General features: G+C 35.2%; 19 protein-coding genes. 8 read left to right on the top strand and 11 right to left on the bottom strand.

Going from position 1 to position 24,074, the window contains the following annotated elements:
- Nucleotides 1-158: 158 nt before the first annotated feature.
- The gene (locus ACFSQJ_RS02610) at nucleotides 159-833 is read left to right on the top strand and encodes a class I SAM-dependent methyltransferase (protein WP_377765302.1); all 675 of its coding nucleotides are present in this window, start codon (nucleotides 159-161) and stop codon (nucleotides 831-833) included.
- Here the strand turns inward: ACFSQJ_RS02610 and ACFSQJ_RS02605 are convergent.
- Nucleotides 795-1,871: a glycosyltransferase family 9 protein gene (locus ACFSQJ_RS02605; RefSeq protein ID WP_377765301.1), complete on the bottom strand. Its 1,077-nt coding sequence runs from the start codon at nucleotides 1,869-1,871 to the stop codon at nucleotides 795-797. The two genes, ACFSQJ_RS02610 and ACFSQJ_RS02605, sit on opposite strands and share 39 nt — an antisense overlap.
- A gap of 6 nt (nucleotides 1,872-1,877) precedes the next feature.
- A complete protein-coding gene (locus tag ACFSQJ_RS02600) occupies nucleotides 1,878-2,693 on the bottom strand; it encodes a 2,3,4,5-tetrahydropyridine-2,6-dicarboxylate N-succinyltransferase (protein WP_377765299.1) in 816 nt (271 codons plus the stop codon).
- 98 nt (nucleotides 2,694-2,791) lie between these two features.
- On the opposite strand from ACFSQJ_RS02600, the gene ruvX reads away from it, so the two are divergent.
- The 6 genes from ruvX to ACFSQJ_RS02570 all read left to right on the top strand — a co-directional run bounded on the left by ruvX (nucleotide 2,792) and on the right by ACFSQJ_RS02570 (nucleotide 9,791).
- The gene (ruvX, locus tag ACFSQJ_RS02595) at nucleotides 2,792-3,202 is read left to right on the top strand and encodes a Holliday junction resolvase RuvX (protein ID WP_377765298.1); all 411 of its coding nucleotides are present in this window, start codon (nucleotides 2,792-2,794) and stop codon (nucleotides 3,200-3,202) included.
- 3 nt (nucleotides 3,203-3,205) lie between these two features.
- A complete protein-coding gene (def, locus tag ACFSQJ_RS02590) occupies nucleotides 3,206-3,796 on the top strand; it encodes a peptide deformylase (RefSeq protein ID WP_377765296.1) in 591 nt (196 codons plus the stop codon).
- Between the two features lie 56 nt (nucleotides 3,797-3,852).
- Nucleotides 3,853-4,290 (top strand): DUF5606 family protein, encoded by a 438-nt coding sequence (locus tag ACFSQJ_RS02585; protein ID WP_377765294.1) that lies wholly within the window; start codon nucleotides 3,853-3,855, stop codon nucleotides 4,288-4,290.
- A 238-nt stretch (nucleotides 4,291-4,528) separates the two neighbouring features.
- On the top strand, nucleotides 4,529-5,623 hold the full coding sequence (locus ACFSQJ_RS02580; RefSeq protein ID WP_377765293.1) for an ATP-binding protein: 1,095 nt from the start codon (nucleotides 4,529-4,531) through the stop codon (nucleotides 5,621-5,623).
- A gap of 11 nt (nucleotides 5,624-5,634) precedes the next feature.
- Nucleotides 5,635-6,018 (top strand): response regulator, encoded by a 384-nt coding sequence (locus ACFSQJ_RS02575; RefSeq protein WP_377765292.1) that lies wholly within the window; start codon nucleotides 5,635-5,637, stop codon nucleotides 6,016-6,018.
- Between the two features lie 374 nt (nucleotides 6,019-6,392).
- Nucleotides 6,393-9,791 carry an amidohydrolase family protein gene (locus tag ACFSQJ_RS02570; RefSeq protein WP_377765291.1) on the top strand — a complete coding sequence of 1,133 codons (3,399 nt, stop codon included), beginning with the start codon at nucleotides 6,393-6,395 and terminating at the stop codon, nucleotides 9,789-9,791.
- 45 nt (nucleotides 9,792-9,836) lie between these two features.
- On the opposite strand, the gene ACFSQJ_RS02565 is transcribed toward ACFSQJ_RS02570, so the two are convergent.
- From ACFSQJ_RS02565 to ACFSQJ_RS02545, 5 genes are read right to left on the bottom strand one after another with little or no spacing between them, the layout of a single operon-like run.
- Nucleotides 9,837-10,406 (bottom strand): hypothetical protein, encoded by a 570-nt coding sequence (locus ACFSQJ_RS02565; protein WP_377765289.1) that lies wholly within the window; start codon nucleotides 10,404-10,406, stop codon nucleotides 9,837-9,839.
- Nucleotides 10,403-12,007: a family 20 glycosylhydrolase gene (locus ACFSQJ_RS02560; RefSeq protein WP_377765288.1), complete on the bottom strand. Its 1,605-nt coding sequence runs from the start codon at nucleotides 12,005-12,007 to the stop codon at nucleotides 10,403-10,405. Before ACFSQJ_RS02560 ends, ACFSQJ_RS02565 begins: the two co-directional genes overlap by 4 nt.
- On the bottom strand, nucleotides 12,004-12,648 hold the full coding sequence (locus ACFSQJ_RS02555) for a GDSL-type esterase/lipase family protein (RefSeq protein ID WP_377765286.1): 645 nt from the start codon (nucleotides 12,646-12,648) through the stop codon (nucleotides 12,004-12,006). The genes ACFSQJ_RS02560 and ACFSQJ_RS02555 overlap by 4 nt, the downstream gene beginning before the upstream one ends.
- 3 nt (nucleotides 12,649-12,651) lie before the next feature.
- A complete protein-coding gene (locus ACFSQJ_RS02550; protein ID WP_377765285.1) occupies nucleotides 12,652-13,533 on the bottom strand; it encodes an alpha/beta hydrolase in 882 nt (293 codons plus the stop codon).
- A gap of 6 nt (nucleotides 13,534-13,539) precedes the next feature.
- Nucleotides 13,540-15,993: a M14 family metallopeptidase gene (locus ACFSQJ_RS02545; protein WP_377765284.1), complete on the bottom strand. Its 2,454-nt coding sequence runs from the start codon at nucleotides 15,991-15,993 to the stop codon at nucleotides 13,540-13,542.
- A gap of 111 nt (nucleotides 15,994-16,104) precedes the next feature.
- Between ACFSQJ_RS02545 and bshC the strand changes: the two genes are divergently transcribed.
- On the top strand, nucleotides 16,105-17,706 hold the full coding sequence (gene bshC, locus ACFSQJ_RS02540; RefSeq protein ID WP_377765282.1) for a bacillithiol biosynthesis cysteine-adding enzyme BshC: 1,602 nt from the start codon (nucleotides 16,105-16,107) through the stop codon (nucleotides 17,704-17,706).
- Here the strand turns inward: bshC and ACFSQJ_RS02535 are convergent.
- From ACFSQJ_RS02535 to ACFSQJ_RS02520, 4 genes are all read right to left on the bottom strand, one after another.
- On the bottom strand, nucleotides 17,695-18,237 hold the full coding sequence (locus ACFSQJ_RS02535) for a pyridoxamine 5'-phosphate oxidase family protein (protein WP_377765281.1): 543 nt from the start codon (nucleotides 18,235-18,237) through the stop codon (nucleotides 17,695-17,697). The genes bshC and ACFSQJ_RS02535 overlap by 12 nt on opposite strands.
- A 209-nt stretch (nucleotides 18,238-18,446) precedes the next feature.
- On the bottom strand, nucleotides 18,447-20,123 hold the full coding sequence (locus ACFSQJ_RS02530) for a hypothetical protein (protein ID WP_377765279.1): 1,677 nt from the start codon (nucleotides 20,121-20,123) through the stop codon (nucleotides 18,447-18,449).
- A 240-nt stretch (nucleotides 20,124-20,363) separates the two neighbouring features.
- Entirely contained in the window at nucleotides 20,364-22,091 is a 1,728-nt protein-coding gene (locus ACFSQJ_RS02525) for a tetratricopeptide repeat protein (protein ID WP_377765278.1), read from the bottom strand.
- Between the two features lie 215 nt (nucleotides 22,092-22,306).
- Nucleotides 22,307-24,055: a hypothetical protein gene (locus ACFSQJ_RS02520; RefSeq protein WP_377765276.1), complete on the bottom strand. Its 1,749-nt coding sequence runs from the start codon at nucleotides 24,053-24,055 to the stop codon at nucleotides 22,307-22,309.
- Between the last annotated feature and the right edge of the window lie 19 nt (nucleotides 24,056-24,074).

Here is a 24,074-nt window from a genome sequence, read left to right as displayed (position 1 = left end):
TGCGGTTTGGTGTTGCAAAACTATAACAAAAAAAAGAAGATAAAATTGTACTCAATAAGTATTTTTCTTACAACTTGATTTTATTTTGTAATACCAACCTTTACTATACAGAGTCTAAAAACCGAAAAGGGTTGTCTTATATTTGAAAAAATATTTTTATGGATTGGTTTATTTGGATTCTTGCCCTAGGAATTTTTGGTTTTTTTCTTGGAAAATTTATAAAACATAAATCTTTATATCCGTTTATGCCTTTTAGGTATGATTTTAGAAAAAGAAGGAATACTTTTTTAAAGGTGATGGATTTAATGAAAACCATTAAAGCAAAAACCATTATCGAAACAGGAACCTCAAGGGAGGGTCTGCACGGAGCTAAAAGTAATGGCGCCGCAACCATAGTTTTTGGTAAATGGGCAAAAGAAAATGAGGCGTTCGTGCATTCCGTGGATATAAGTGAAGATTCTTGTAAAAACGCCCAAAAAGAAGTTGATAAGCAGAACTTAAATGAGTTTGTGAAAATCCACCATTCAGATTCTTTGATATTTTTAGAAAATTTTAAAGACAAGGTTGATTTACTTTATTTGGATAGCTATGACTACAGCAGCGATGTTGAGGTACAGAAGAAAAGCCAAGAACATCATTTGTTAGAATTTAAGGCGATCGAAAGTCGTTTACATCAAAATAGTATTGTTTTAATTGACGATTGCGATTTGCCAAATGGTGGTAAGGGCAAATTAGCAATAGGCTATATGCTGGAAAAGAATTGGAAAATTGTTATGGATGCCTATCAGGTATTGTTACTCAGAGAAGACTTCTCTTTTGATAAATTGCAGTAGCTCTTCCTTAAAAAATTCAGGTTTAAAAAGTTTATAAAGTGCTAACGAATTCTTCTTTCGCTCTTTTTTTGGCATACTGAGAATATTTTTTTCTGAATAGTCGGCCAAGTGCACGGCATAGTTAGCAGGGTTTTCATTGTAGGTTAACCATGCTTTTTTAGAAATCCAAGGGGAAAAAATAGAGAAATTAGGTATGCCAAGGGCTTTGCTCATGTTTGTTGCGCCTCCCTCGTTACCTATATAGGCATCACAAATACTTAATAGCCCTAAAAACGCTCTTAAAGAAGAGCAAAAAACGTTTTCTTTAACTGATTGCCTCGATTTTTCAGAGCAAAGTTGAAGAAGTTCTTTAACATACTCTTTTTGACTAGGAATATAATTTAAAAGCAAAGTTGCCTCATATTCTTGGGTAATGTAATCGATAACTTTGGCCAAATAGTCTAATGGGTAGCTCTTAATAGAACTACTGCCCAACATACCGATCATAAATACCTTTTTGGAAGTATCAATTTTATGTTGCCTCAAAAGTTCCTCAGCGGCTCTTCGTTCTTCTTTAGAAAGGAATATTTTGGGTGATAATTCTGGTTCTTTAAGTTTTGGAATAATAGGAGAAAGTAATAATAATCGATTTTCGATAGCTAAACCCAATTTTGTATCGAGGTTTTGTGAATAGGTGAACAAATGATCGTAAATAAATTTAGAATACCATTTCTCATAAGAGATTTTCAAAGCAGCCCTAGAGAAATAACTAATAAGATTACTTTCTAGCTTGCAGTACACATCAATTACAAGATCATATTGCTCTTTTTTTATCCCCTTAAGAAACGTATAAAACTGTCTTCTTTCTTTTTTATATTTTTTCTTGAACAGAACTATTTTGTCAATAGAAGGGTGGCCGTCAACCACGGCTCTAGTGTGTTCATTGATTAAAAAGTGAACATCGGCATCTGGAAAATGAATTTTAAGATGTTCGCAAAGTAGGGTACTTGCCAATACATCACCAATCATTTTCTGTTGTATGACAAGTATTTTTTTCATCTTGGACTACACAGCTACATCATATTCGCGAAGCGCATCGTTTAACGACGTTTTTTTGTTTGTACTTTCTTTACGTTTACCGATTATAAGTGCGCAAGGTACCTGATAATCTCCAGCATTGAATGTTTTGGTATAACTGCCTGGTATCACCACAGAACCTGCCGGAACCACACCTTTTCTTTCTACTGGTTCGCTACCTGTAACATCAATAATTTTAGTTGACGCGGTGAGTACAACATTGGCTCCGAGAACAGCTTCCTTTTCTACCTTAACTCCCTCCACAACAATGCAACGTGATCCTATAAAAGCATTATCTTCAATGATAACCGGTGCCGCTTGTAACGGCTCTAAAACGCCGCCAATACCGACCCCGCCACTAAGGTGTACGTTCTTTCCTATTTGAGCACAACTACCAACAGTAGCCCATGTATCTACCATAGTACCTTCATCAACATAAGCTCCAATATTTACATAACTGGGCATTAGAATGGTGCCAGAAGAAATATAAGCGCCATGTCGGGCCACAGCGTGAGGTACTACCCGAATTCCTTTTTCTTGATAGCCTCTTTTTAATGGAATTTTATCATGATATTCAAAAATACCGGCTTCAAGCACTTCCATTTTTTGAATCGGAAAATAAAGAACCACCCCTTTTTTGACCCACTCATTAATTTGCCATCCGTTAGAAGTGGGTTCAGCGCAACGTAATTCTCCATCATCTAATAAAGAAATAACTTTGCGTATGGCATTTTGAGTTTCAGCTTCTTTTAAAAGTGCTCTATTATCCCAAGCATTTTCTATTTGGGTTCTTAATTCTGTCATGGTTCCCTTTTTTGGCAAATATAAACGTATCAAAACAATATTTGAATCAAATTTAAGGGCATAACATTTTTAGGGTTATTTTTGCCAAAAATTCAAATTTGGGACGTTTGTTGGCATTGGATTATGGAAAAGTTCGCACGGGAATTGCCGTAACAGACGAAATACAACTCATTGCTTCTGGTCTTACGACCGTTGAAACACCGCAGTTAATGGATTTTTTAAAGACATATTTTCTTCAAGAAAAAGTAGAATGTGTTATTGTAGGTGAACCCAAACAAATGGATGGTTCTGTTTCAGAATCCGAAGTACTTATTCAAAAGTTTTTGAATAAATTTACCAAGCAATTTCCTAACATACCGTTGGAGCGACAAGACGAAAGATTTACCTCAAAAATGGCAGTGCAAAGTATGATTGCTTCAGGTGTTAAAAAGAAGCAAAGACAAAATAAAGCTTTGGTTGATGAGATTAGTGCCACAATAATTTTACAGGCATATTTAGATAGAAGATAGTTTATGATATTACCAATTATAGCTTACGGAGACCCTGTTTTAAGAAAAAAAGCAGATGAGATTACGGAGGCTTACCCCCAGTTAAAAGAGTTATTGGCGAATATGTGGGAGACGATGTACAATGCCAACGGCGTTGGATTGGCAGCTCCCCAAATAGGCCTGCCGATTAGGTTGTTTTTAGTAGATACTACTCCTTTTTCCGATGATGAAGACTTAACCGAAGAAGAGCAAAAAGCATTGAGTGGTTTTAAAAAAGTCTTTATCAATGCTAAAATTGAAGAAGAGACTGGGGAGGAATGGGCATTTAACGAAGGATGCCTGAGCATACCAGACATTAGGGAAGATGTCAATCGAAAGGATACGGTCAAAATTACCTATCAAGATGAAAACTTTAAATCGTATACCGAGACTTACTATGGGCTTCTGGCTCGTGTTATTCAGCATGAGTATGACCATATTGAAGGAATTCTTTTTACGGATAAACTTTCTTCTTTAAAGAAAAGATTATTAAAGAATCGTCTCGAAAAGATATCAAAAGGGAAAATTAATATTGAATACAAAATGCGTTTTCCCAACCCTAAAAAAGCACGTTAAAAAAACTTGCATTCTCAACTAAAAGCATATTTTTGCGCGCATAAATTTTGTTAATAATGGCATTAGATAAAATTCTTTCTATAGGAGGCAAACCAGGTCTATACAAGTTACTTACCCAAACAAGAGCAGGCTTTGTAGGTGAATCACTTTTAGATGGTAAACGGGTCACGGTAAGTTTGCGCAATAATGTCAGTGTACTTTCAGAGATTGCTATTTATACTTTAGAGGAAGAAGTACCGTTAAGAGAGGTTTTTCAAAAAATCTTTGAAAAAGAGAACGGTGGTAAAACTTCTATCGGTCATAAAGAGGACAAAATTAAATTGGAGGAATATTTCTTTGAAATATTGCCCAATTATGATGAGGATAGGGTTTATGCCAGTGATATCAAAAAAATCATCCAATGGTATAATATTCTCAATGACCATGGTATAAAAGATTTTTCAGAAGCTACTGCGGATAATGAATCTGCGAAAGAGATTTCGGAAGAGGAATAGTAAAATATAAAAGTTTTAAAGTAGGAAAGCCTTGATATTTTTATATCAAGGCTTTTTTATTCTTGGCAATGTACTTTATGAATAAAAAGGATTTTTTTAATCAGATTAATTCAACCACAGAAACCCGCTCTTCAACTACATTTTTATATCAGTTATCCATATGAGACCAGCTTTAGAATTTAATCTTAAGAGTTTTGTCATTTGTAATTCGGTAGTTGATTTTTAGAATTGATAAAATATGAATTTAAGTATTAGTGAATCTAATGACCATTTAAAAAGCGTCTTTTTTGAAAAGGCCTATTCGCCACTAGTCATTTTAAACAGTGAATTAGTTTTTGTAGACGTAAACAATGCAGCGGAAACCGTATCAGGTCTTAATAGAAAGCAATTTATTGGTAAAAGTCTTTTGGATATGTTCCCATATCTAAAAGGAACAAAAAGGCTGGAATCTTATAAAAATGTCCTTAAAACAGGAAAACCGCTAGGTTTCGACTCCGTTTCTTTTTTCACCAAGGATGGTATTGAACATAAATTTATGATTAGAGCCTTTAAAATTGGTGACTTTATGGGAATATCAACCCTAGACGTAACTACTTTGACAGACATAATAGGAGAATTAAAAAACGCGAAAACATCATTGCAGAATGCAAATGAACATTTAAAGGTACAGAATCAAGAGTTAGAAGATTTTTCTTATGTTGTTGCTCATGACTTAAAAGCTCCGCTTTCTAACCTAAAAAGTCTGATAAAAATTGTTTTGAGTACCAATGATATTTCTGATGAGCTTTATCCAATGGTTGATAGGATTGGAAAAGTGGCAGAAGTTATGTGCAGTAAAATAAGGGGTATTAATGACGTGATGGCGGTTAAATCAAGTTTTGGAGAGAAACATCAAAAGATTTTGTTCGCTGAGATAATTGAAAATATAAAATTGACTCATTCAGAGGAAATTATTAATAGTAGAACAATTATAAAAGAAGATTTTTCTAAATGTCCCTTTATAGAGTACAACCCTTCGCATATAGATAGTATTCTGCTCAACCTAATGTCTAATGCGCTAAAGTATAGGCATCCTAACAGAAAACTGAATATTAAGATATCTACCAAAGTTATAAAAGGTAGAACACACTTGTTTTTTAAAGATAATGGGATTGGCTTTGATGAGAATTTAGCCACAAACAAAATTTTTGGTCTCTTTAAACGTATGCATACACATGTTGATGGCTTAGGGGTCGGACTTTATATTATTTATACAATAATTAAGAAAAATGGTGGTAACATTAAAGTAAAGAGTAAAATAAATATAGGTACTGAATTTACGATACAATTTTAATTTTAGATATTATGTTGAAAATATTAATAATTGATGACGATGAAATAACCAATTTCATTACCACTACGAACCTTACTAAAATGGGTTACACAAACAATTTAGTAGTAACTAACGGCCAAGAAGGAATAGACTATTTATTGGCCAATCAATGTCCAGAACTAATACTGTTAGATCTTAATATGCCGGTTATGGATGGGTGGGAATTTCTTGAGGTAAAGGAAAGACTAAAAATCTGTCCTGATACTCCAATAATCGTAACGACTTCGTCTGGAAGGCCAGAGGATATGGAAAAGACAGATAGTTTTAACAATATTTTAAAATATATGGTCAAGCCCATAGATTTTGAGAAGGTGAGTACCTTACTCTTAGAGCTGCATAAGAACAAGATTTGTTAACATAAAGAGACTTGGTTAACAAAAATCAAGTTTTATTTTCAATAAATTTAAGAAGGTAAGGGGTAATCTTTATTTACAGTTTAAAAATAGAAATCATCATATTTTTAAGCACTTAATTAAATAAATCGTTTTTCGAGATTCTTCCCAATTATCATAAATACCGAGCTTATGCGAATGTCATTAAAAATAATAGTGTAAATGAACAATATTCTTAACAATTATGACTCAAAGAGTCTAAACATTTTTTATGTAGTGCAGTATAGCTTTTGAAGGAGAATAGGTGAGCATTTATTGTTATTTCTAAGTTAATATCTATTCTTATTTACAGGTAGTTTAGTTATCTTACGAGACAACTAATTAATCAAACTACCAACATGCAAAATCGTATTCTAAGCATCTGGCTGATGCTTTTAGTGCTTTTTAATTTTACAAGCACTTTAGCTCAAGAAAAAGAAAAAGATTCCACCAAAAAGGCAACAAAAGAACTGCCTTTAGAACCAGAACGTACAGTTGAGTTTACCACTGATGAAGGTACTTGGATTTCATTGGATGTAAGTCCTGATGGACAAACCATTGTCTTTGATTTAATGGGTGATATTTATTCCATTCCGATAGCCGGGGGAAAAGCAACGCAGATAACATCAGGCATTGCGTATGATGTGCATCCAAGATATAGTCCAAATGGGAAATCCTTGGTCTTTATATCAGATAAGAGTGGCTCGGATAATATTTGGACAATGGACTTGTCTTCAAAAGAAGACAAACAGATAACCAAAGAGAGCAAACATAACTTCTTTTCGGCCGAGTGGACTCCCGATGGCGAATATATTGTCGGGGTCAAAGGAAGAAGAAATATCAAACCCCATATTTACCATAAAGATGGAGGCTCTGGTAGTCAGTTGGTAAGTGAGCCAAAAAACATAAAGTTGATAGACCCTGCTTTCTCTTCAGATGGTAAATTACTTTACTTCTCTCAGCGTCGCGGTTCATGGAATTATAATGCGCAGCTTCCTCAATATCAAATTGCTACTTATGATATGGAAGATAGCGACATGGCGACCATCACTTCTAAGTATGGTTCAGCCTTTACGCCTACCTTATCACCAGATGGAAATTGGTTGGTTTTTGGTACTCGTTTTGAAGCGGAGACCGGCTTGGTAATACGTAACCTAAAAACGGGTAGTGAGAAGTGGCTGGCTTATCCCGTGCAGCGAGATGAGCAAGAATCAATAGCGCCATTAGGTGTTCTGCCAGCAATGTCTTTTACGCCAGATAGTAAGAATTTAGTTGCTTCTTATGGTGGAAAGATTTATTCGATTTCTATTGAAAATAACACTGCCACCGAAATTCCTTTTTCGGTTGATGTGAAGCTGGATATGGGGCCTTTGTTACAGTTTAAATATCCTATTACAGATGAAGCCGAAGCTTTTGCGACTCAAATACGTAATGCCAAACCTTCCCCAGATGGTTCTAAGTTGGCATTTACAGCTTTGAACAGATTGTATGTTATGGAGTATCCTAATGGTACCCCAAGAAGACTTACAAACAACGATTTTATTGAGGCCCACCCTTCATGGTCCCCTGATGGTAAGTTTGTAGTGTTTACTACCTGGAAACAAGGTGGGGGAGACGTTTATAAAGTTAATGTTGATGGAAGAGCAAGAGCCACCAAATTAACAACTACGCCAGGTGTATATACATACCCTGAATGGTCATACAACTCTGATAGAATTGCTTTTCATCGTGGAAGCGCACAAGTATTTGAAGATTTAGTTGGTCCATTGTCAGGCAGAACAGCTGAAGATTTGGTTTGGATAAATGCGGATGGTGGACCTATTAATGTTATTGATAAAACAAAGGGAAGAGTAAGACCTCATTTTACCAAGGTAGATGATAGGGTTTATCTCTACCAAGGGGGTAAAGGTTTGATCTCAATGCGATGGGACGGTACAGATATCAAAGAACATTTAAAATTGAAAGGGATAGTTACGTATGGTTCGCAAGATGTTTTTCATGATGCATTTGGGGGGCATGATATTCTATCAGGTAAAAATGGAAACGAAGAACCAAATGACCAATCTTCACAACCACAAGAAATTCGTATATCTCCCGATGGTAAATCGGTTCTGGCGAAAATTAATAATGATATCTATAAGGTAACTATTCCCAGATACGGAAAAACACCAACTATTTCTTTGGCCAAAGCAGAAAATGCTGCTTTTCCTGCGATCAAATTAACCGTGATGGGAGGCGAATTTCCTGTTTGGTCATCAGATAGTAAAACTGTTCACTGGTCTTTAGGGTCTAGCTTTTTCGGATATGACCTGGCAGCGGGCAAGCAATTTGCAGATAGCGTTACGGCGGCCAAAAAGAAAGAGAAAGAACTAAAGAAAACAGAGAAAAAATCAGACTCTACCAAAACGGACAAAGAAGACGATAAAGAGAAAAAAGAAGATAAGAAGTTCGAAGCCGATGAGTTACAAATAAAAGTTCCTTTTAAGCGTGATATTCCTCAAGGTAATTTATTACTTAAAGGAGCTCGTTTGATTACAATGAAAGGCAAGAATGTTATCGAGAACGGAGATATTTTAATCGAAAACAATCGAATTAAAGCGATTGGAGCTTCCGGAAGTTTTTCTGTGCCCGATGGAACCAAAGAAATCGATGTGATCGGCAAAACGATAACGCCCGGCTTTGTCGATGTTCATGCGCACATGAGACCGGCTTGGGGGATTCATAAAAATCAAGTATGGTCATATACCGCAAATTTGGCCTATGGTGTAACAACGACCCGTGACCCGCAAACAGGAACCACGGATGTATTGACCTATGCGGATATGGTCGAGTCTGGTCAACTTGATGGTCCTCGGATTTATAGTACTGGACCTGGACTTGGTTTTTGGTTTTACAAGCTAAATAGTTTAGAGCAGACCAAAGATGTATTGAAACAATACAGTAACTACTTTGATACCAAAACAATTAAAATGTATTTGGTCGGTAATAGACAACAGCGTCAATGGGTCATTGAGGCTTGTAAAGAATTAAAATTGATGCCTACCACGGAAGGTGGATTGGATTTTAAATTGAATATGACCCAATTGTTAGATGGATATCCGGGGCATGAACATTCTTTCCCCATTTACCCTATTTATAATGATGTGTTGAAAACCGTAGCCGAGTCTAAAATGGCCGTTACGCCTACTTTGCTCGTTTCTTACGGCGGTCCTTGGGCTGAAAATTATTACTATTCCCGAGAAGATGTTTGGGGTGATAAAAAAATACAATACTTTACGCCCTATGGCGATTTAGCTAGAAAATCTAGAAGAAGACCAGGTTGGTTTATGGATGAAGAGCATGTATTTAAAAAACATGCTGAATTTATGAAGGAGCTGGTTGAAGCTGACGGACTTGCAGGTATCGGTAGTCATGGACAATTACAGGGACTTGGTTTTCATTGGGAACTATGGAGCGTTGCGAGTGGGGGCATGGATAATCATGATGCACTACGGGTAGCAACAATAATCGGTGCGGAAGCAATCGGCTTAGATGGTGATTTAGGAAGCCTAGAGGTAGGTAAACTCGCTGATATCGTTATTCTTAATGAGAATCCGTTAACCAATCTTAGAAACACCAATACGATTTCTCATGTGGTTAAAAATGGAAAGGTGTATAATGCCGATTCGTTGGACGAGGTATGGCCTAAAGAGCAAAAGGCAGAACCTTTTTCTTGGCAAACAAAAAAGCCTCAGGGATTACCGGGTATCAAAAAATAAATATACGGCTCTTGAAAATTTGGTTTTCAAGAGCCTAATTCTTTTTTACTTTTTCTTAATAAAGATTAAATCTTCTTTATTTACGGTCATATCTTCTGATAAAATACCAATTTTCTCACTGTTCTTTTCTTTTAATTTGGAGTACCTTTCCATGCCCTTGGCCACTGTTTCTCCTGATTTAATTTTCGTACGCTGGGTTTCATCAAAAGTTTCTGACTCTCTTTTTGAAAGTAGTTTTTGGATTTTTTTTAGTTTATAATTGTTTTTGTCAACGGGAACTAGTTTGACACCAGCTTTTAAACCACCCATTTGGGGAACTACATCTATAATGTAGATTCCTCCAGATTTTAAATTGGCTTCAACAAAAGACTTGTTTTCGGATTTTGCCCAAAATAAGTGTTCTCCCGGGCTACATTCGTATTTTAAATATTTTGGACCATTAAATTTCCCAATGGGTTCTTCCCCGTCAAAGTAAGTAAAGTTTATAAGTGCACCTAATCCACTGGCCCTAACAAAGTAGACCGTTGCATTATTGGCAGAATTGGAATCATTCTCCTGTGAAAAGCCTAAGAACAAGGTAAGGCAAGCTGTTAATGTTATTAATTTTGATTTCATTTGTCCAATTTTGAGTTTACATTAGATTTCCAATCAATTAATTTGGATGGATAATAATTGACGTTCATACGTTCTAGATATTGTGCTTGTTTGGCCAGTCTTTTTTTATAACTGTCCCAATTTCTATTTTCTTTGGTAGACCAGCTAAGTTCTGAATACCCAATGGCCCTTGGAAAAGCTAAATATTCCAATTCTGAAATGTTACTAATGGTCTCAGACCATAATGGTGCTTCAACACCCAAAATATTTTCTTTAGGTATTCCGCTATACGTTTCAGGAGTCCATACATAAGCAGTATCCACAGGTATATAAGCAGCCCAATGTAATCCATGTTTAGAAAGAGGGTCATACTGCATATCTAAATAGGCTTTTTTGGCCGGTGATAATATCACCTTCATATTATTTTTAACGGCCTCATTAATAAAATTTTCATGTCTCCAGAATTGAGAAATTGAGCTAGAATCTAAATTGGCTTGCCCAATTTCATCCCAACCAATCATTCTCTTATTGTATTTATTTACGATTTTTTCAACCCTTTCAACAAAGTAGACATAATCTTTATGTTTGGTAGCATCACTTTCATCACCTCCAATATGAAAATAGGGATCAGGATTGATTGCTGCTATTTCTCGCACAACATCATCGATAAAAGTATAAACGGTATCTTTTCTAGTATCGAATGTACTGAAGCCTACATGGGTGCCTTCATAAAGTCTTGGAGTTTTTCCATTTCCGTTTAAAAAAGGATAAGAAACGGATGCTGCATTCGTATGCCCTGGCATATCAACTTCTGGGATAACCATCATGTGGTGTTTGCTCGCATAGGCTATAATTTCTTTATAATCTTCTTGAGTATAAAAACCTCCAGCTTCTCCACCAACTTCGGTACTTCCACCAACCTCGGTTAGTTTTGGCCAAGACTTTATTTCTATTCGCCATCCTTGGTCATCAGTTAAATGTAAATGGAGTGCGTTTATTTTATAATATGCTAATAAATCAATATACTTTTTTACATCCTCAACGCTAAAAAAATGTCTAGCAACATCTAACATTGCTCCCCGATATTCAAAATTGGGCTTATCAATAATTTTACCTGTAGGAATAGGCCATATTGAACGCGTGTTTAATGTATCATTGCTTTTCTCAGGGATTAATTGTCTTAAAGTTTGTATTCCTCTAAAAGCACCTTCGTTAGTTTTTGCGTTTAAAATGATAGAATCCTTAGTTATATAGAGTTGATAGGCTTCTTTTTCCTTTAACTCGGTACCATCAACTTGATTTATGTAAATAATTCGGTCAACAGTTTCACCTTCTACAGTATTTACAGAAAGTCTTAAGCCTGTTTTAGCATTAATTTTTTCAGAGAGAAAAGCCCCAACCTTATTTAAGCTCTCACTTCTTGGGGATGTATAGATGGCTGTAAACTGGTCTAGTGCAAAAGCAGAGTTCGTTGGAATTACTTTTAATGGCATCGGAATAAGTGCCTCTTTTGCTAAATCTGTTTCAGGAAGAATAAGTTTTTCTATCTTTTCAGTACATGAAGAAACACCAATAATCAAGCCTAAAAGTAAAAGACTTTGAGAAAGGACAGATTTTATCATTTCATAAAAATTTTAATTTTTTCATACCACAACCCATAACCCTTGGCGTTCATATGTAGACCATCATCAACGAAAAGATCTTTCTTTACTTTTCTGCCATCGAGCATAATGTCCCATACGTTTGCGTAATATAGATTACTGTCCGATAAGGTCAATTTCTCTAATTTTCGGTTTAAACGTCTGTATTTTCCTCTAAGTCCCCATCTGGCAATACTCGGTTTTGCGGAGATTAAAATAATATTAGTGTTCTTATTTTCTTTCTTTATTCGCTGAATGATAGCTTGGGTTGTTTGAATAACCTTTTTTGGCTTTTTTTTTGCAAAAATATCATTGTCACCTTCGTAAATAAATACCTTTTTAGGTTGGTAACGCAGTACTAAATTCTGTAAATGATATAACAAATCTGAGGCTTGAGAGCCACCAAAACCGGTATTTAGAATATGTTGTTCCGGAAAACGTTCCTGAAGATCTTTCCAAAGTCTTATGCTAGAACTTCCGGTGAAAACTATAGTTTTTTCAGATGAATTCCATAAAGAGTCATTTCGTTCAACGATTTCATCAACTTCTTTTTGAAAGCCTTGCTGTGCATTTATGGAGCATAAAAAGAATAGTGCAAGTACCGTGAGAAAGCCAAAACGCATGTATTAATTTTTTAGCACTGTTATTTCTTCGGCGATTGACCATTCGTAAAAACGCTGAATCCATTGATCAGATGGTAAATCTTGTTTTTTCATACCAAATCCATGCCCTCCTTTTGAGTACATGTGCAAGGCCACAGATTTCTCCGATTTTCGTAGAGATTCATAAAGGGCAATAGACCCTTCGGCCAAATCTAATGGGTCATCTGTTGCGCAAATTATAAGTGTTGGCGGGGCATCTGTTTTAGGCTGTTTGACTTCAATTACACGAGTCCAAGGATAAATTGGAACTAAAAAATCTGGTCTATTCTCTTTGGAATAATTATACCCAACACCCATCGTTACTGCTCCACCAGCAGAAAAACCCATAAAACCAATTTTAGAAGGATTAATACCATAGTCGGAAGAATTCTTACGGACATGAGCAATAGCATTTAATCCATCTTGGATAGACAGCGGTAATACCTTTGCTACTTCTTCTCCTATTTTATTTGGGTTAGTAGCTGCTAAATTTGAAATTTCGGCAACACCATCTTTTCCTGTGGGCACAAGTCTATATTTTAATACAAAGGTGGTAATTCCTCTTTCTGCTAACCACTCACCGACATCATTACCTTCGCTGTTTATGCTGTGCGCAAATAACCCCCCACCAGGCGCTACTATTACCGCCGTGCCCGTATTTTTTTCTAGACTGGGTTGAAAGACTTGCATAGTAGGTTGTGAGACATTCGTAACTACTTGGTTCTGCCATATTTCTGAAAAGTACTCTCTTTCAGGATATTCCCAAGTTACATTTTCATCTCCTTTGATGGGTAGTTTTATAATTTCTTGTGCCATTGCAAAAGTCAAACTAAAAAGGCCTAAGCCGATAAGAATACAATTTTTCATTTCGATTTAATTAAGCATGAATAGTGCATTGGCAAGGAATAACTTACCATTCTCCCAGAAACCTCTAAATAGTGGATTGTCAACCATGTAAACCACATTCCCAGAACCATATGATTCTGCGCCGAAAATTAAAGATTTTCCAATTTTCTTTTGGGCTTCACTACCGGCAAAACCCGAAACAGGTTTCGTATTAGTTTCAAGATAAACCGCATTGCCATTTTCTAAGTAATCATAAGAATCATTTCCTAGTTTTAAAGTAAAATATTCCTGATTATAACCATATGCTAGTGGATGAGTATTATCTACTCTTACTTTAAAAATTGCTCCAGTAATGGCGTTTTTAATACTTTCTCTTTGCCAATTTTCGTGAGGCATTGGATCTGTTTCCGTACTATCCTTTTCTGTTTTTTTTATTTTAATATTAAAACCTTTCTCTCCATCAATGGCTTTTATCGCTCCACCCATAGCAATTAAGTTGCCACCATTTCTGACCCATTCTTTAAGTTTTTTAAGTTGGTCTTCTTTAAAAAAACTGCCATACCAACCTCCAGGTAAAATTAAAGTATCGTATTCATCCAAATCAACACGATTAAAATAGTCACTATCTAGAACAGTTAATGGGTAATGCAATTGTTGCTCAAAAAAGTGCCAAATTTCCCCAAAACGGTATGTAGATGTGGGTTTACCAGAGAGTACGGCAATTTTAGGAGGTTTTATCATTTGAATATAAGAGGAGCCAAAATCTTTCCCGGAATCTACGAAACCAGTATTTACGTTAGTTAAGCGAATAGTGGAATTGTTTTGAACTACCTTTTGCAAGGTTCCTATAAAGTCTTTGTGATTTTGATTGTCTGCTGCAGTGATTATTAGGCTTCCACGCTTAAATGAATTTCCTTCAAGAGTAAATGGAGAATAACTAGTTCTTACTTTGATTCTTTCCTTTAAAAGATCACCTAAAAATCTTGCATCATTCATGCTGCTCCAATCGGTAACAAAGGCATAGGTATTTTTACTCAGTTTTGAATTTTGTTCACTTGGTGTTTCAAAATTAGTATTGCTTATTTCAGTAGTTGACGCAATCGCATCCAAACCATAAGCATAAGGCAAAGACCATGCTGTAATATCATACGTTAAAGAATCACTTAATTTAGCATTAGGTTCAAATAAAACCTTTACCATAGTGCTCTTTTTCTGGTTGGTGGAAACTACTAAAGAGTTTTCATTCATTTTTAATGAACCTTGAGAGTTAGTTTTATAATTAAAACCCTTAACCGTTCCATTAGTCCCTTTTCCAAATTCAATTTCATGATGACTTAATAAGTTAGCCAATGCATTAATTTTATCCTTATCACCATTTAATACATAACTCTTGTATTTATAGTTTTTTGTTTGATAGAATTTTTTAAACTCAGAATTCAACTTGTCTACATTATTCGCTGCAACTTCTACTGTAGAAAGTCCGGTCGTTTGGTGGTGGGCAATTCTATCTTTTAAGGTAAGTGTATCCCCATTTCTTGTAATTACACCTAGTCCCGCTCTACCACTTCCACCTTGCTCATAAGTCATGCCAATTGCACCATTGTAGGTTGGGTATGTGTCTCCGTAACTGGGATAAAATAAATCAAATCTTTCTTTAGTAAAATAAAACCAACCATTAGCATCAAAATACTTTGCATGATTTTTACCAATAGTTTTCTGAAAATCAATTTGAAATTTGGTAATTACCTCATGATAAGGTTCTGCAGCCGGAGCAAAGTAATACGGGTCGTTAACCCCTTGTTCGTGAAAATCTACATGAACATGAGGCATCCATTTATTATAAAATTTAATTCGTTGTTGACTTTCAACTTGTGTAAGCCACGCCCAATCACGGTTTAAATCGAACATATAGTGATTGCTACGTCCGTTCCACCATCCTTCATGGTGTTCTTTGCTATTTGGGTCTACTTGATGCGGTGCATTTTTATATTGATTATACCAATTACTATAGCGGTCTCGTCCATCTGGGTTAATACACGGGTCCATAATTACAATGGTATTCTCTAAATAATTGCTTTTACTTGTAAGTAATTCATAAATAGTCTGCATAGAGGCTTCTGTACTTACACTTTCATTGCCGTGCACATTATAACTTAACCATACAATAGCTTTGGAGGCGTTGCTTTCTCCATTGGTAGACTTTAAATGCTCCTCTCTTATTGATTCTAAATTTGAAATATTGTTAGCCGAAGAAACATAGGCAAGTAACAAGGGTCTACGTTCATTTGTTTGTCCATATTCGGTTAATTGTACTCTATCATCTGCAACTTCTGCTAAATATTCATAATAATCAACCACTTCATAATGCCTTGTGAATTGTGTACCCAACTCATAACCTAAAAATTCTGAAGGTGATTGTATATTTTGAGCTGTCAATAAAGTTGATAGAAAAAGTGCAGTGAATAGTATAGAACGATTCATATCTAGATTGGTTTTTTGGTAAATTCAAAGCTAACAATATTTAGCAATTAACGTATTTTTAGGAATGGAAAAACACAAGTGGCTTATCTTTAACCCGTTTTTACGCTTTTTATGGAGGTAGACTGTATTGCTTTTAATGAAACTGGTTATTTTTCTGAATTAATTTGTGATTATTTAGATGGGAAAAAGGAGCTAAAACCTTTTTATAATCGATTACCAAAGCTTGAAAATTTTAGAGAGCAAATAGAAGAGAAAGGAACTAATTTTCCACAAAAAAATCGAAAGATATTAGTAGATTCACTAAGGAAGCAGTATGCTAATATCGATGCTTCTGATTATACAGTTTCTAATATAAATTCCCTTGCAGATAAGAGCACATTTACTATTGTTACTGGGCATCAATTAAACCTATTTACCGGGCCGATATATTTTTTGTACAAGATTATTTCTACCATTAATCTAACAGAACAACTTAAACAAGAATATCCTAATTCTAGTTTTGTACCTGTGTATTGGATGGCGACTGAAGATCACGATTTTGAGGAAATAAACTATTTCAATTTTGAGGGTAAAAAAGTTCAATGGAATACCAAATCCTCTGGTGGGGTTGGACGTTTGGCTACCGACGGATTAAATGCGGTTTTTGAAGTAATAACAAACACCTTTGGTGAAACGGACAATGCAAACTATTTAAAAACTTTATTCCAAAAGGCGTATTTAGAACATGCTACGCTGACTGAAGCCACACGTTTTTTGGCAAACGAATTATTTGGCCAATATGGATTGGTAATTGTGGATGGAGATGATTCAGATTTAAAACGTTTGCTGATACCGTATGTCAAAAAGGACATTTTTGAACAGCTTCCTCATAAAATAGTTTCAAAATCTATTGCTGAATTGGAATCCATTTCAGATAATTATAAAATACAGGTAAACCCAAGAGAGATAAATTATTTCTACCTAAAAGATTCCATTAGAAAACGTATTGTAGAAAAAGATGGGACATACTTTGTAAATGATACAGAAATACATTTTACCGCTAAAGAATTGCAAGAGGAACTGGAATCCTATCCTGAGCGTTTTTCACCAAATGTTATTGCAAGGCCGCTATATCAAGAAGTTATTCTTCCTAATTTATGTTATATCGGTGGAGGTGGAGAATTGGCATATTGGCTTGAGCTGAAAGCATATTTTGAAGCTTTGGATATTACTTTTCCCATGCTTTTACTTCGTAATTCCGCTTTGGTAATTACTGAAAAGCAAAGCGAGAAAGTCAAAAAAATGGATTTGTCAATGGCAGATTTATTTTTAAAACATAATCAGCTTATTAATAAAAAGATTCGAAAGATTTCCAATATTGACATTGATTTTTCTCCTCAGAAGAAATTAATAGAAGAGCAATTTGCAGATATGTATAAGCTTGCTGAACAAACAGACAAGTCTTTCTTAGGTGCCGTAAAAGCTCAAGAAATAAAACAAAAGAAAGGTTTGGATGCTTTAGAAAAGCGCTTGCTTAAGGCTCAAAAACGAAAGTTAAAAGATCATGTAGTGCGGCTAACAGAATTGCAGAATCAATTGTTTCCGAATCAATCTTTACAGGAACGTCAACTTAATTTTTCAGAATTGTATTTAGAGTATGGCACAGCTTTAATTCCATTTTTAATCAAGGCTTTAAAGCCCCTGCAAAATGAGTTTTTGGTGCTAAGGCACTAAAAATTCTCCACGCCAATTTTTATCTGTTTTAGTAAAAAGAATTCGCTGATGATTTGGCTGTTGTAATTTTAAATAATCAATTGACTCAGCTTTAATTTCAACAATACAAAAATTATGCTCTTCCTCTAGGTAAGAAATGGCATCTGTATTATCAATTGAGCTTCCTGGGGCTTTACTGGTAGTATAATCTTTTCTTGCATGGGTTGGTATGCCATGCCAATATGTATTTGTTACTTCGTTATTAGTAATTTTTTCAGCTTTTCCTTGAATGGTTATTTGAATTCGCTTTTTAGGATGATAAAAAAGCAAGTTTACATTTTCATTGCTTTTTATTTGCTCAATTTTTGGTGAGCGACAATCGGTATAAAAAGTAAACTTTAAATCTTCAGATATTTTTCTTAAAACAACAGTTCTTTGTTTTGGTCTGCCATTATTTAAGGTAGCTAATGTAAAATATCTAAAAGGATGTCCTTTTTTGTTTACGCCATTAAATAACTCTTTTTTTAACTGCTCAAAAGCCTTTTTACACATGCTACACTAATTTTTTTCAAAAATAATTGAAAAAGTGGGTAGGGTTTTTTTAATGAGGATTGTTTTATATACAAATTGTTATGAAAAAGGTTTTTAACCTTTAAAAAAATATGAATTAGTTAATTCATGTGTTTAGGTTGGTTTTGATTTTATTTTAAAAGCCTCGGAGTGGTTCCCGAGGCTTTTCTTTTTAACTAACTCAAACTTATTTAATTACTACAAGCATTTGGAATATCCCTAGTTACGATTTCTCTTGATATTAAATGACTTATTACAGTGGTACCCCTTAATGTTATATCGATAAAATCAGAGCCAATCTCATTTACGACTCCAGAAAATCCGTTAAAGTTGAATTGAGACATAATTTCTAATCCAGTTAAAGAATTCCCATTTTGATAATTTCCTCGTATAGTATATTCTTGAACATAGGGTACACGAATATTTTGATACTCTTGATAAATATCTGCAGCAGTTGTTCCTCTGCCAGCAGGTACGGTGATAGTTCTCTTGGAAGCAAGTTCTATGGTTTCCGAAGTACTGGTTTCAGTTGTTTCTGTTCTAGTTTCAGTGGTGGAATGCCCCACACTTAAACCTGCTGTTACTGATGCCGTTGTAGAATTTGATGCTCCAAAAAATTGTGTATTCACGCTGGTTTCTACGGTAGAAGAAATGGTTGTAGATAAACTCGCTTCAACCGATGTAGCTACTTGAATAGATTCGGACCAGGTATAAGAGTCTGTTCTGGTTAAGGTTTTTGATACGCCTACTTCGTCCATCAATGGACCACTACCACAGTTTTTAAGGGCGGTATTGTATGCCGCAATAGTTTTAGATGGTGGAAGTATAGGTGCTAAGAAACTAGTTTTGCGTGATTCGAAGTTCCAGTCAATCTCAAAGTTTAGAATCCTAAAATGTGAAGGAGTTTCAACTGTCTGGGAAGTGATAGATTCCAAACTTTCCGAAGCAATTAAGGGAATATTCGTAGTCTGTGGCATGATAAAAAATTTGCCTATGTCAACTTTTTGAATCTTAAATTGATAGTTGGTTCGTGTTGCTGCATCTAGAGTATTACCATTATTATTGTTATAGTTAGCTTCAGATTGTACATTCAACCGATTGTTGGAATCCATATACAAATAATGTTTTTTACCTCCGTTAGGGTTATAAATGTTGAAAATATTATTTTCAGCGTCTATTGTTTCAAATCTAAATTTGGTAAACGGAATAGTCTGTTCTGTATCATTTAGATAATCTAAATCTGAAGATTGACGCACCTTTACTTGAGTATCAAAGTTAGTTGTTGAGGTGCGTAGCGTTGCCGAAGGTGCCCCTAGAACCGAAGTAATATTGTCGTTTAAAATTTGTAGATAATAATCTACTTCAGGGTTTAAAACTATTGGGTTGATATCAATTTTTGTAGGGTCATCTACCTCTGTTTCCGTGGGACTTGAGGTTAAAGACTTTTTTGTACTTGTAAACACTGCTAGAACTTCACCAAGCTCATTTTCAATGGTAATGCTCATAGCTACACCATCTTCAAGTTCTTCTTTTTCGGCTTCTGACAAAGTTTTATTTTCAAATGAGAAGCTGGCTAAAAAAGTGTCTTGGCCTATATTAACTTCATAGTCGCCGGCTTTTGTTCCTTCCGATATCGTAATAATTGCCTTGGTTGGATTGTACCCTCTTCGTTTTAAGCTTCTCGCACTAATGCTAAGACCTAATTGTCCTTCGTCTATTTCATATTCATTAGTGTTTACATTACTTTGGGTTTCTTCTAGTCCTGAATTTGGATTAGTGGTATCTGAATCATCTTTACTACATGCCATTGCTGTAATCAACAACATTAGTATTAAAACTCTGTTTAAAATTTTAAAATTTGTTTTCATCACTTTTTGTTTTGTGGGTTAAACTGGATTCGTTGTTTTGCGTGACTCACTCGGTAACGGTCTGCAGCCCTTAGCCGAGCAAGACCACAAAACTGGGTGTCATGAGTTCATTAGATTTCTGATGACACAACAAACCTAAAGCGTTGATTTTGAGGATAAAAAAAAGTAGGGTGGACAAGAGGTGGACACCCCTAAAATAGTGTAAGGACAATTGGTGGACTACTCTGAGAAGTATCTATTTTAAAGGCTTAACACGAGGTCTTGTAAAGAATCTTCTGTAGTAATATCTAACTTTTTTCGCAGACGATAACGTGCTTTTTTTATCCCTTCACCAGAAATATTCAAGATGCTCGCTATTTCTTTTGAGGATAAATTCATCTTTAATAGGGCTAATAACCGCAGTTCGTTTGATGTGACTTGTGGGTATTTGATTTTTACATTGCTGTTAAAGTCTTTATGTACTTCTTCAAAATAACGGGAGAAGTTCTCCCAATTATTATCATCTTGTAGATCAAAGTTGATGGTGCGGATCAATTGTTGGTAGCCATTTTTGGACTCCTCTCTTTCCTTTAACTCTTGAGCCTTTTGTTTTAAGCTTTCCAATACCTCATTCTTTTTGGCCAGATGGAGGGCATGAGTGGTCAACTCCTTCTTTTTAAAGGCCAATTCTGCATCCACTTTTTCTTTTTCTAGCTTATTTCGTTTTAATTTCTGTCGAATACCATAAAACCCAATCAATGATATGACTAATAATCCGCCAAGTAGTATTTTTTGGAGTGTGCCGATTTCAGCTTGTTGTTCTAAAACTGTAATTTCTTTTTCTTGAAGCGCTATCTGTTGTTCTTTTTTTTCGGTTTGGTATTTAATTTCTAACTCATTTATCTTGTCGACACTTTCTTTTTTTAAAATACTATCTTTAATTGAAGAGCGAGCTCTGTAGTAAGCCAAAGCATTTTTAAACTTTTTAAGACCTTGATACGCTTTAGTGAATTGAGAATAAGTAGTTATTAAAAGTAATCTGTGATTAATTTCTATGCTTATTTTTTCGGAGCGTTCTAAATAGTCAATAGCTTTATTGTAATTGCCTAATCTATTGTTTAGATTTCCTAAGTTATTTAGGGTAACTGCTATTTCATTTTTTCTATCGGAAATCTCACCTGCTTTCAGAGCTTTTAAGAGATAATTTTCGGCAATCTTTAAACTATCTTTTGATAAATAAAGATTTCCTAAATTATTATAGTTATTTGCTAGATTGACATAATTTTTATTTTTCTCGTTTATAGCGGCACTTTTTCTAAAAAAAGTCGCCGCCTTATTGTAATCTTTTAATTTCTTATAATTTACCGCATAATTGTTCCAAACGGTGGCTAATCTGTTTGTATCACTATACTTTAAACAAACTTTCTCCCATTCAGAATTATAAAAATTGGATTTTTCTATATTATTTATTTTACCATAAATTTTTACTAAAGTTGCATAATTAGAACCTTTACTTTTATCCGTGAAACCTAACTCTTCCTTTATTTTTAATGAGATAAGTACATTTTTTGCCGCCTCTTCATAATTCCCTATTTTTTGTTGAATGTTACCCAAGTTCTTATAATCAGTAGCCAACCTTTTTTGGTTATTATTTTTTAGGTTGATAGCTATTAACTGCTTAGTAGTCTCTTCTACCTTTTTGTAATTAGAAATTCGGTTATAATACTTGCCTAACTTGTTTAGCAAAAAAGCACTATTTGTTTTTTTTGTCTTTTTATAAATAGTATTTGCTGAATCTAAATATGTCTTTGCTAAATCTGGATTTTTACGTAGTTTTTTATCAAAGAGTAAAACGTAAGATTTAATTTTTAAACTATCATGTTGAAAAGGTATAGTATTTTTAATACTATCTATTTCTGTATTTTCTTGGGCATTAATAGGTGAATGAAGTAGCAGAAAAAGACTGAGTACAGGTATAAAAAATTTCATCCTAATTGATTTTTTAAAACATTCAAAAGACTATCCAGTTTTTGATTTTGCTGGGCACAGAGCGGGGGAGATATGACACAAACAAACAAAAACCAAAAGATGATTTTAGAGTTCATAGAGTTTTGGTTTGTTTTAAAGATACATTTTCTAAATCTATTTAAAATAAAAAACAGGCCCGAAAGCCTGTTTTTAAATGACTAACTCACATTAAATTTTCACCCAACACAATTGGCTGCTACATCCTGTACTTCGCTTTTGGCACTGAGTACCTTGCCCAAAGTTGCAGTACCCTTGACCGTGATATCTATGAAATCTGTGCCAACCTGAAATACTACTCCGGAAAAACGACTGAACTGTAATTGCGAACGTAATTCTTCGCCCGAAAGTGAATTCCCTGATTCAGTGGCCCTTAATCTGAAGCGTTGTACAAATTGTACTTTGGTATTGTCATATATCTGCGCAACGTCATACACCAAAGATGCGCTGCCCGGTGGTACCGTAACGGTACGTTGAAAGAAGATAGTTTCCGTTGTAGTACTTTCAGATTCGCTGAAAACAGAAGATTCAGAAGTCATGCTTACGCTTGCCTCCAAGGTTGAAGTAACCGATGCGTTATAATTTGCAGTATTGCCAAAAAATCCGGCCTCGAACTCTGTACCAATGGTGGCAGAAACACTTGTGCTTACTGAAGTTGCTAATGAAAAGCTTTCTTCCCAACCTATAGAATTTGTGATGGATACCGACTCGTCACTGCCCACTGTTTGTGATAGCTCTCCAGTACCACAATTGGTGAGCGTGCTATTGGCGCCAAAATCGGTACCCGGTGCGGACAATATTGGTGCTAAAAACGTTGTGCTGATGTTTTCTGCGCTCCATTCCAGAGAATTGGAAATAATCCGTAACAAAACATCATCATCGTTCGTTCCCAATACAAACCCTATGCCTCCCTTCACTTTTACCGTTCTATTGCCTGGTTTTGAGACGAGATTGTAAACGCCATCGGATACTTTTTTAATGATGAATTTGTAATCGTCAACATTAGCTGCATTCAGTACTTCTTCAAAAGAGTCAAAAAAGGACAGTCTTGGTGCATCAACGACTTGCCCTTGAATAGTGAGGCCATTGGCTACTGAGAAAAACTTGCCGTCTGCCTGTATTTTTATGGCATAGGTGTTTGGTTCATCTGGAAACGGAACAAAATTGAAAATAAAGTCGGGCTGGGTTTCAATACCTGAAAACGTAGAATTTGAAGATCTGGTCATGATATTGCCAAACCCACTATTCCTGTTGACCCTTAACGCACTTTCCAATGGTGTTCCATTGCTATTCACCGTTTGCATATAGTATGGTGTATCTTCTTTAAGGGCAATGGTGTTAATGGCTTCAGTTTCCTCTAAATCTGCTATATTTAACTGTATAGGTTCAGGATTGGGTCTAAAAATGACCGCTGATCGCTCTTGGAAAATTATGGTATTCCCGTCGTTATCTTTAATTGTGATGCTTACGGCAACGCCATCTTCAAGTTCTTGCAAAGCCACTTCACTTAATCCTTCGATAGCGATACTTACTTGCCCCATAAAAGTAATTTGTTCAATTTCAACTGTTTGCGAATAATCACCATTGGTCGTTGTAATACTTACTTCGGCCGTTGCCGGAGTATATCCTTTTTTCGCAATGTTTCGGGCATTGATAATCATCCCAAGTTCCCCAGCAAATTTTTCAAAATCATCTTCAGTTATTTGTCCATCGGTCTCTATAATTTCACCTATGCCTTCAGGACAACCTTGGTTACTGCTCGGACCAGATTGTGTAGGGCAATTATCAATCGAATCTGCAATACCATCACCATCAGTATCTACAATAGGCGTTTCTGTAGTACCTTCATCTTTACTACATGAAATACATGCAGTCAGAAAACAGATACTAAGTATTGTAGCCCGTAAAAAAAGTTTTTGTGTTTTCATCTCTTTAATTTTTGTGGTT

This window comes from Croceitalea marina, from assembly GCF_042684265.1.
Lineage (GTDB): Bacteria > Bacteroidota > Bacteroidia > Flavobacteriales > Flavobacteriaceae > Croceitalea > Croceitalea marina.
The sequence above is the reverse complement of the archived record's forward strand: the minus strand, read 5'-3'. Positions and strand labels throughout refer to the sequence as shown.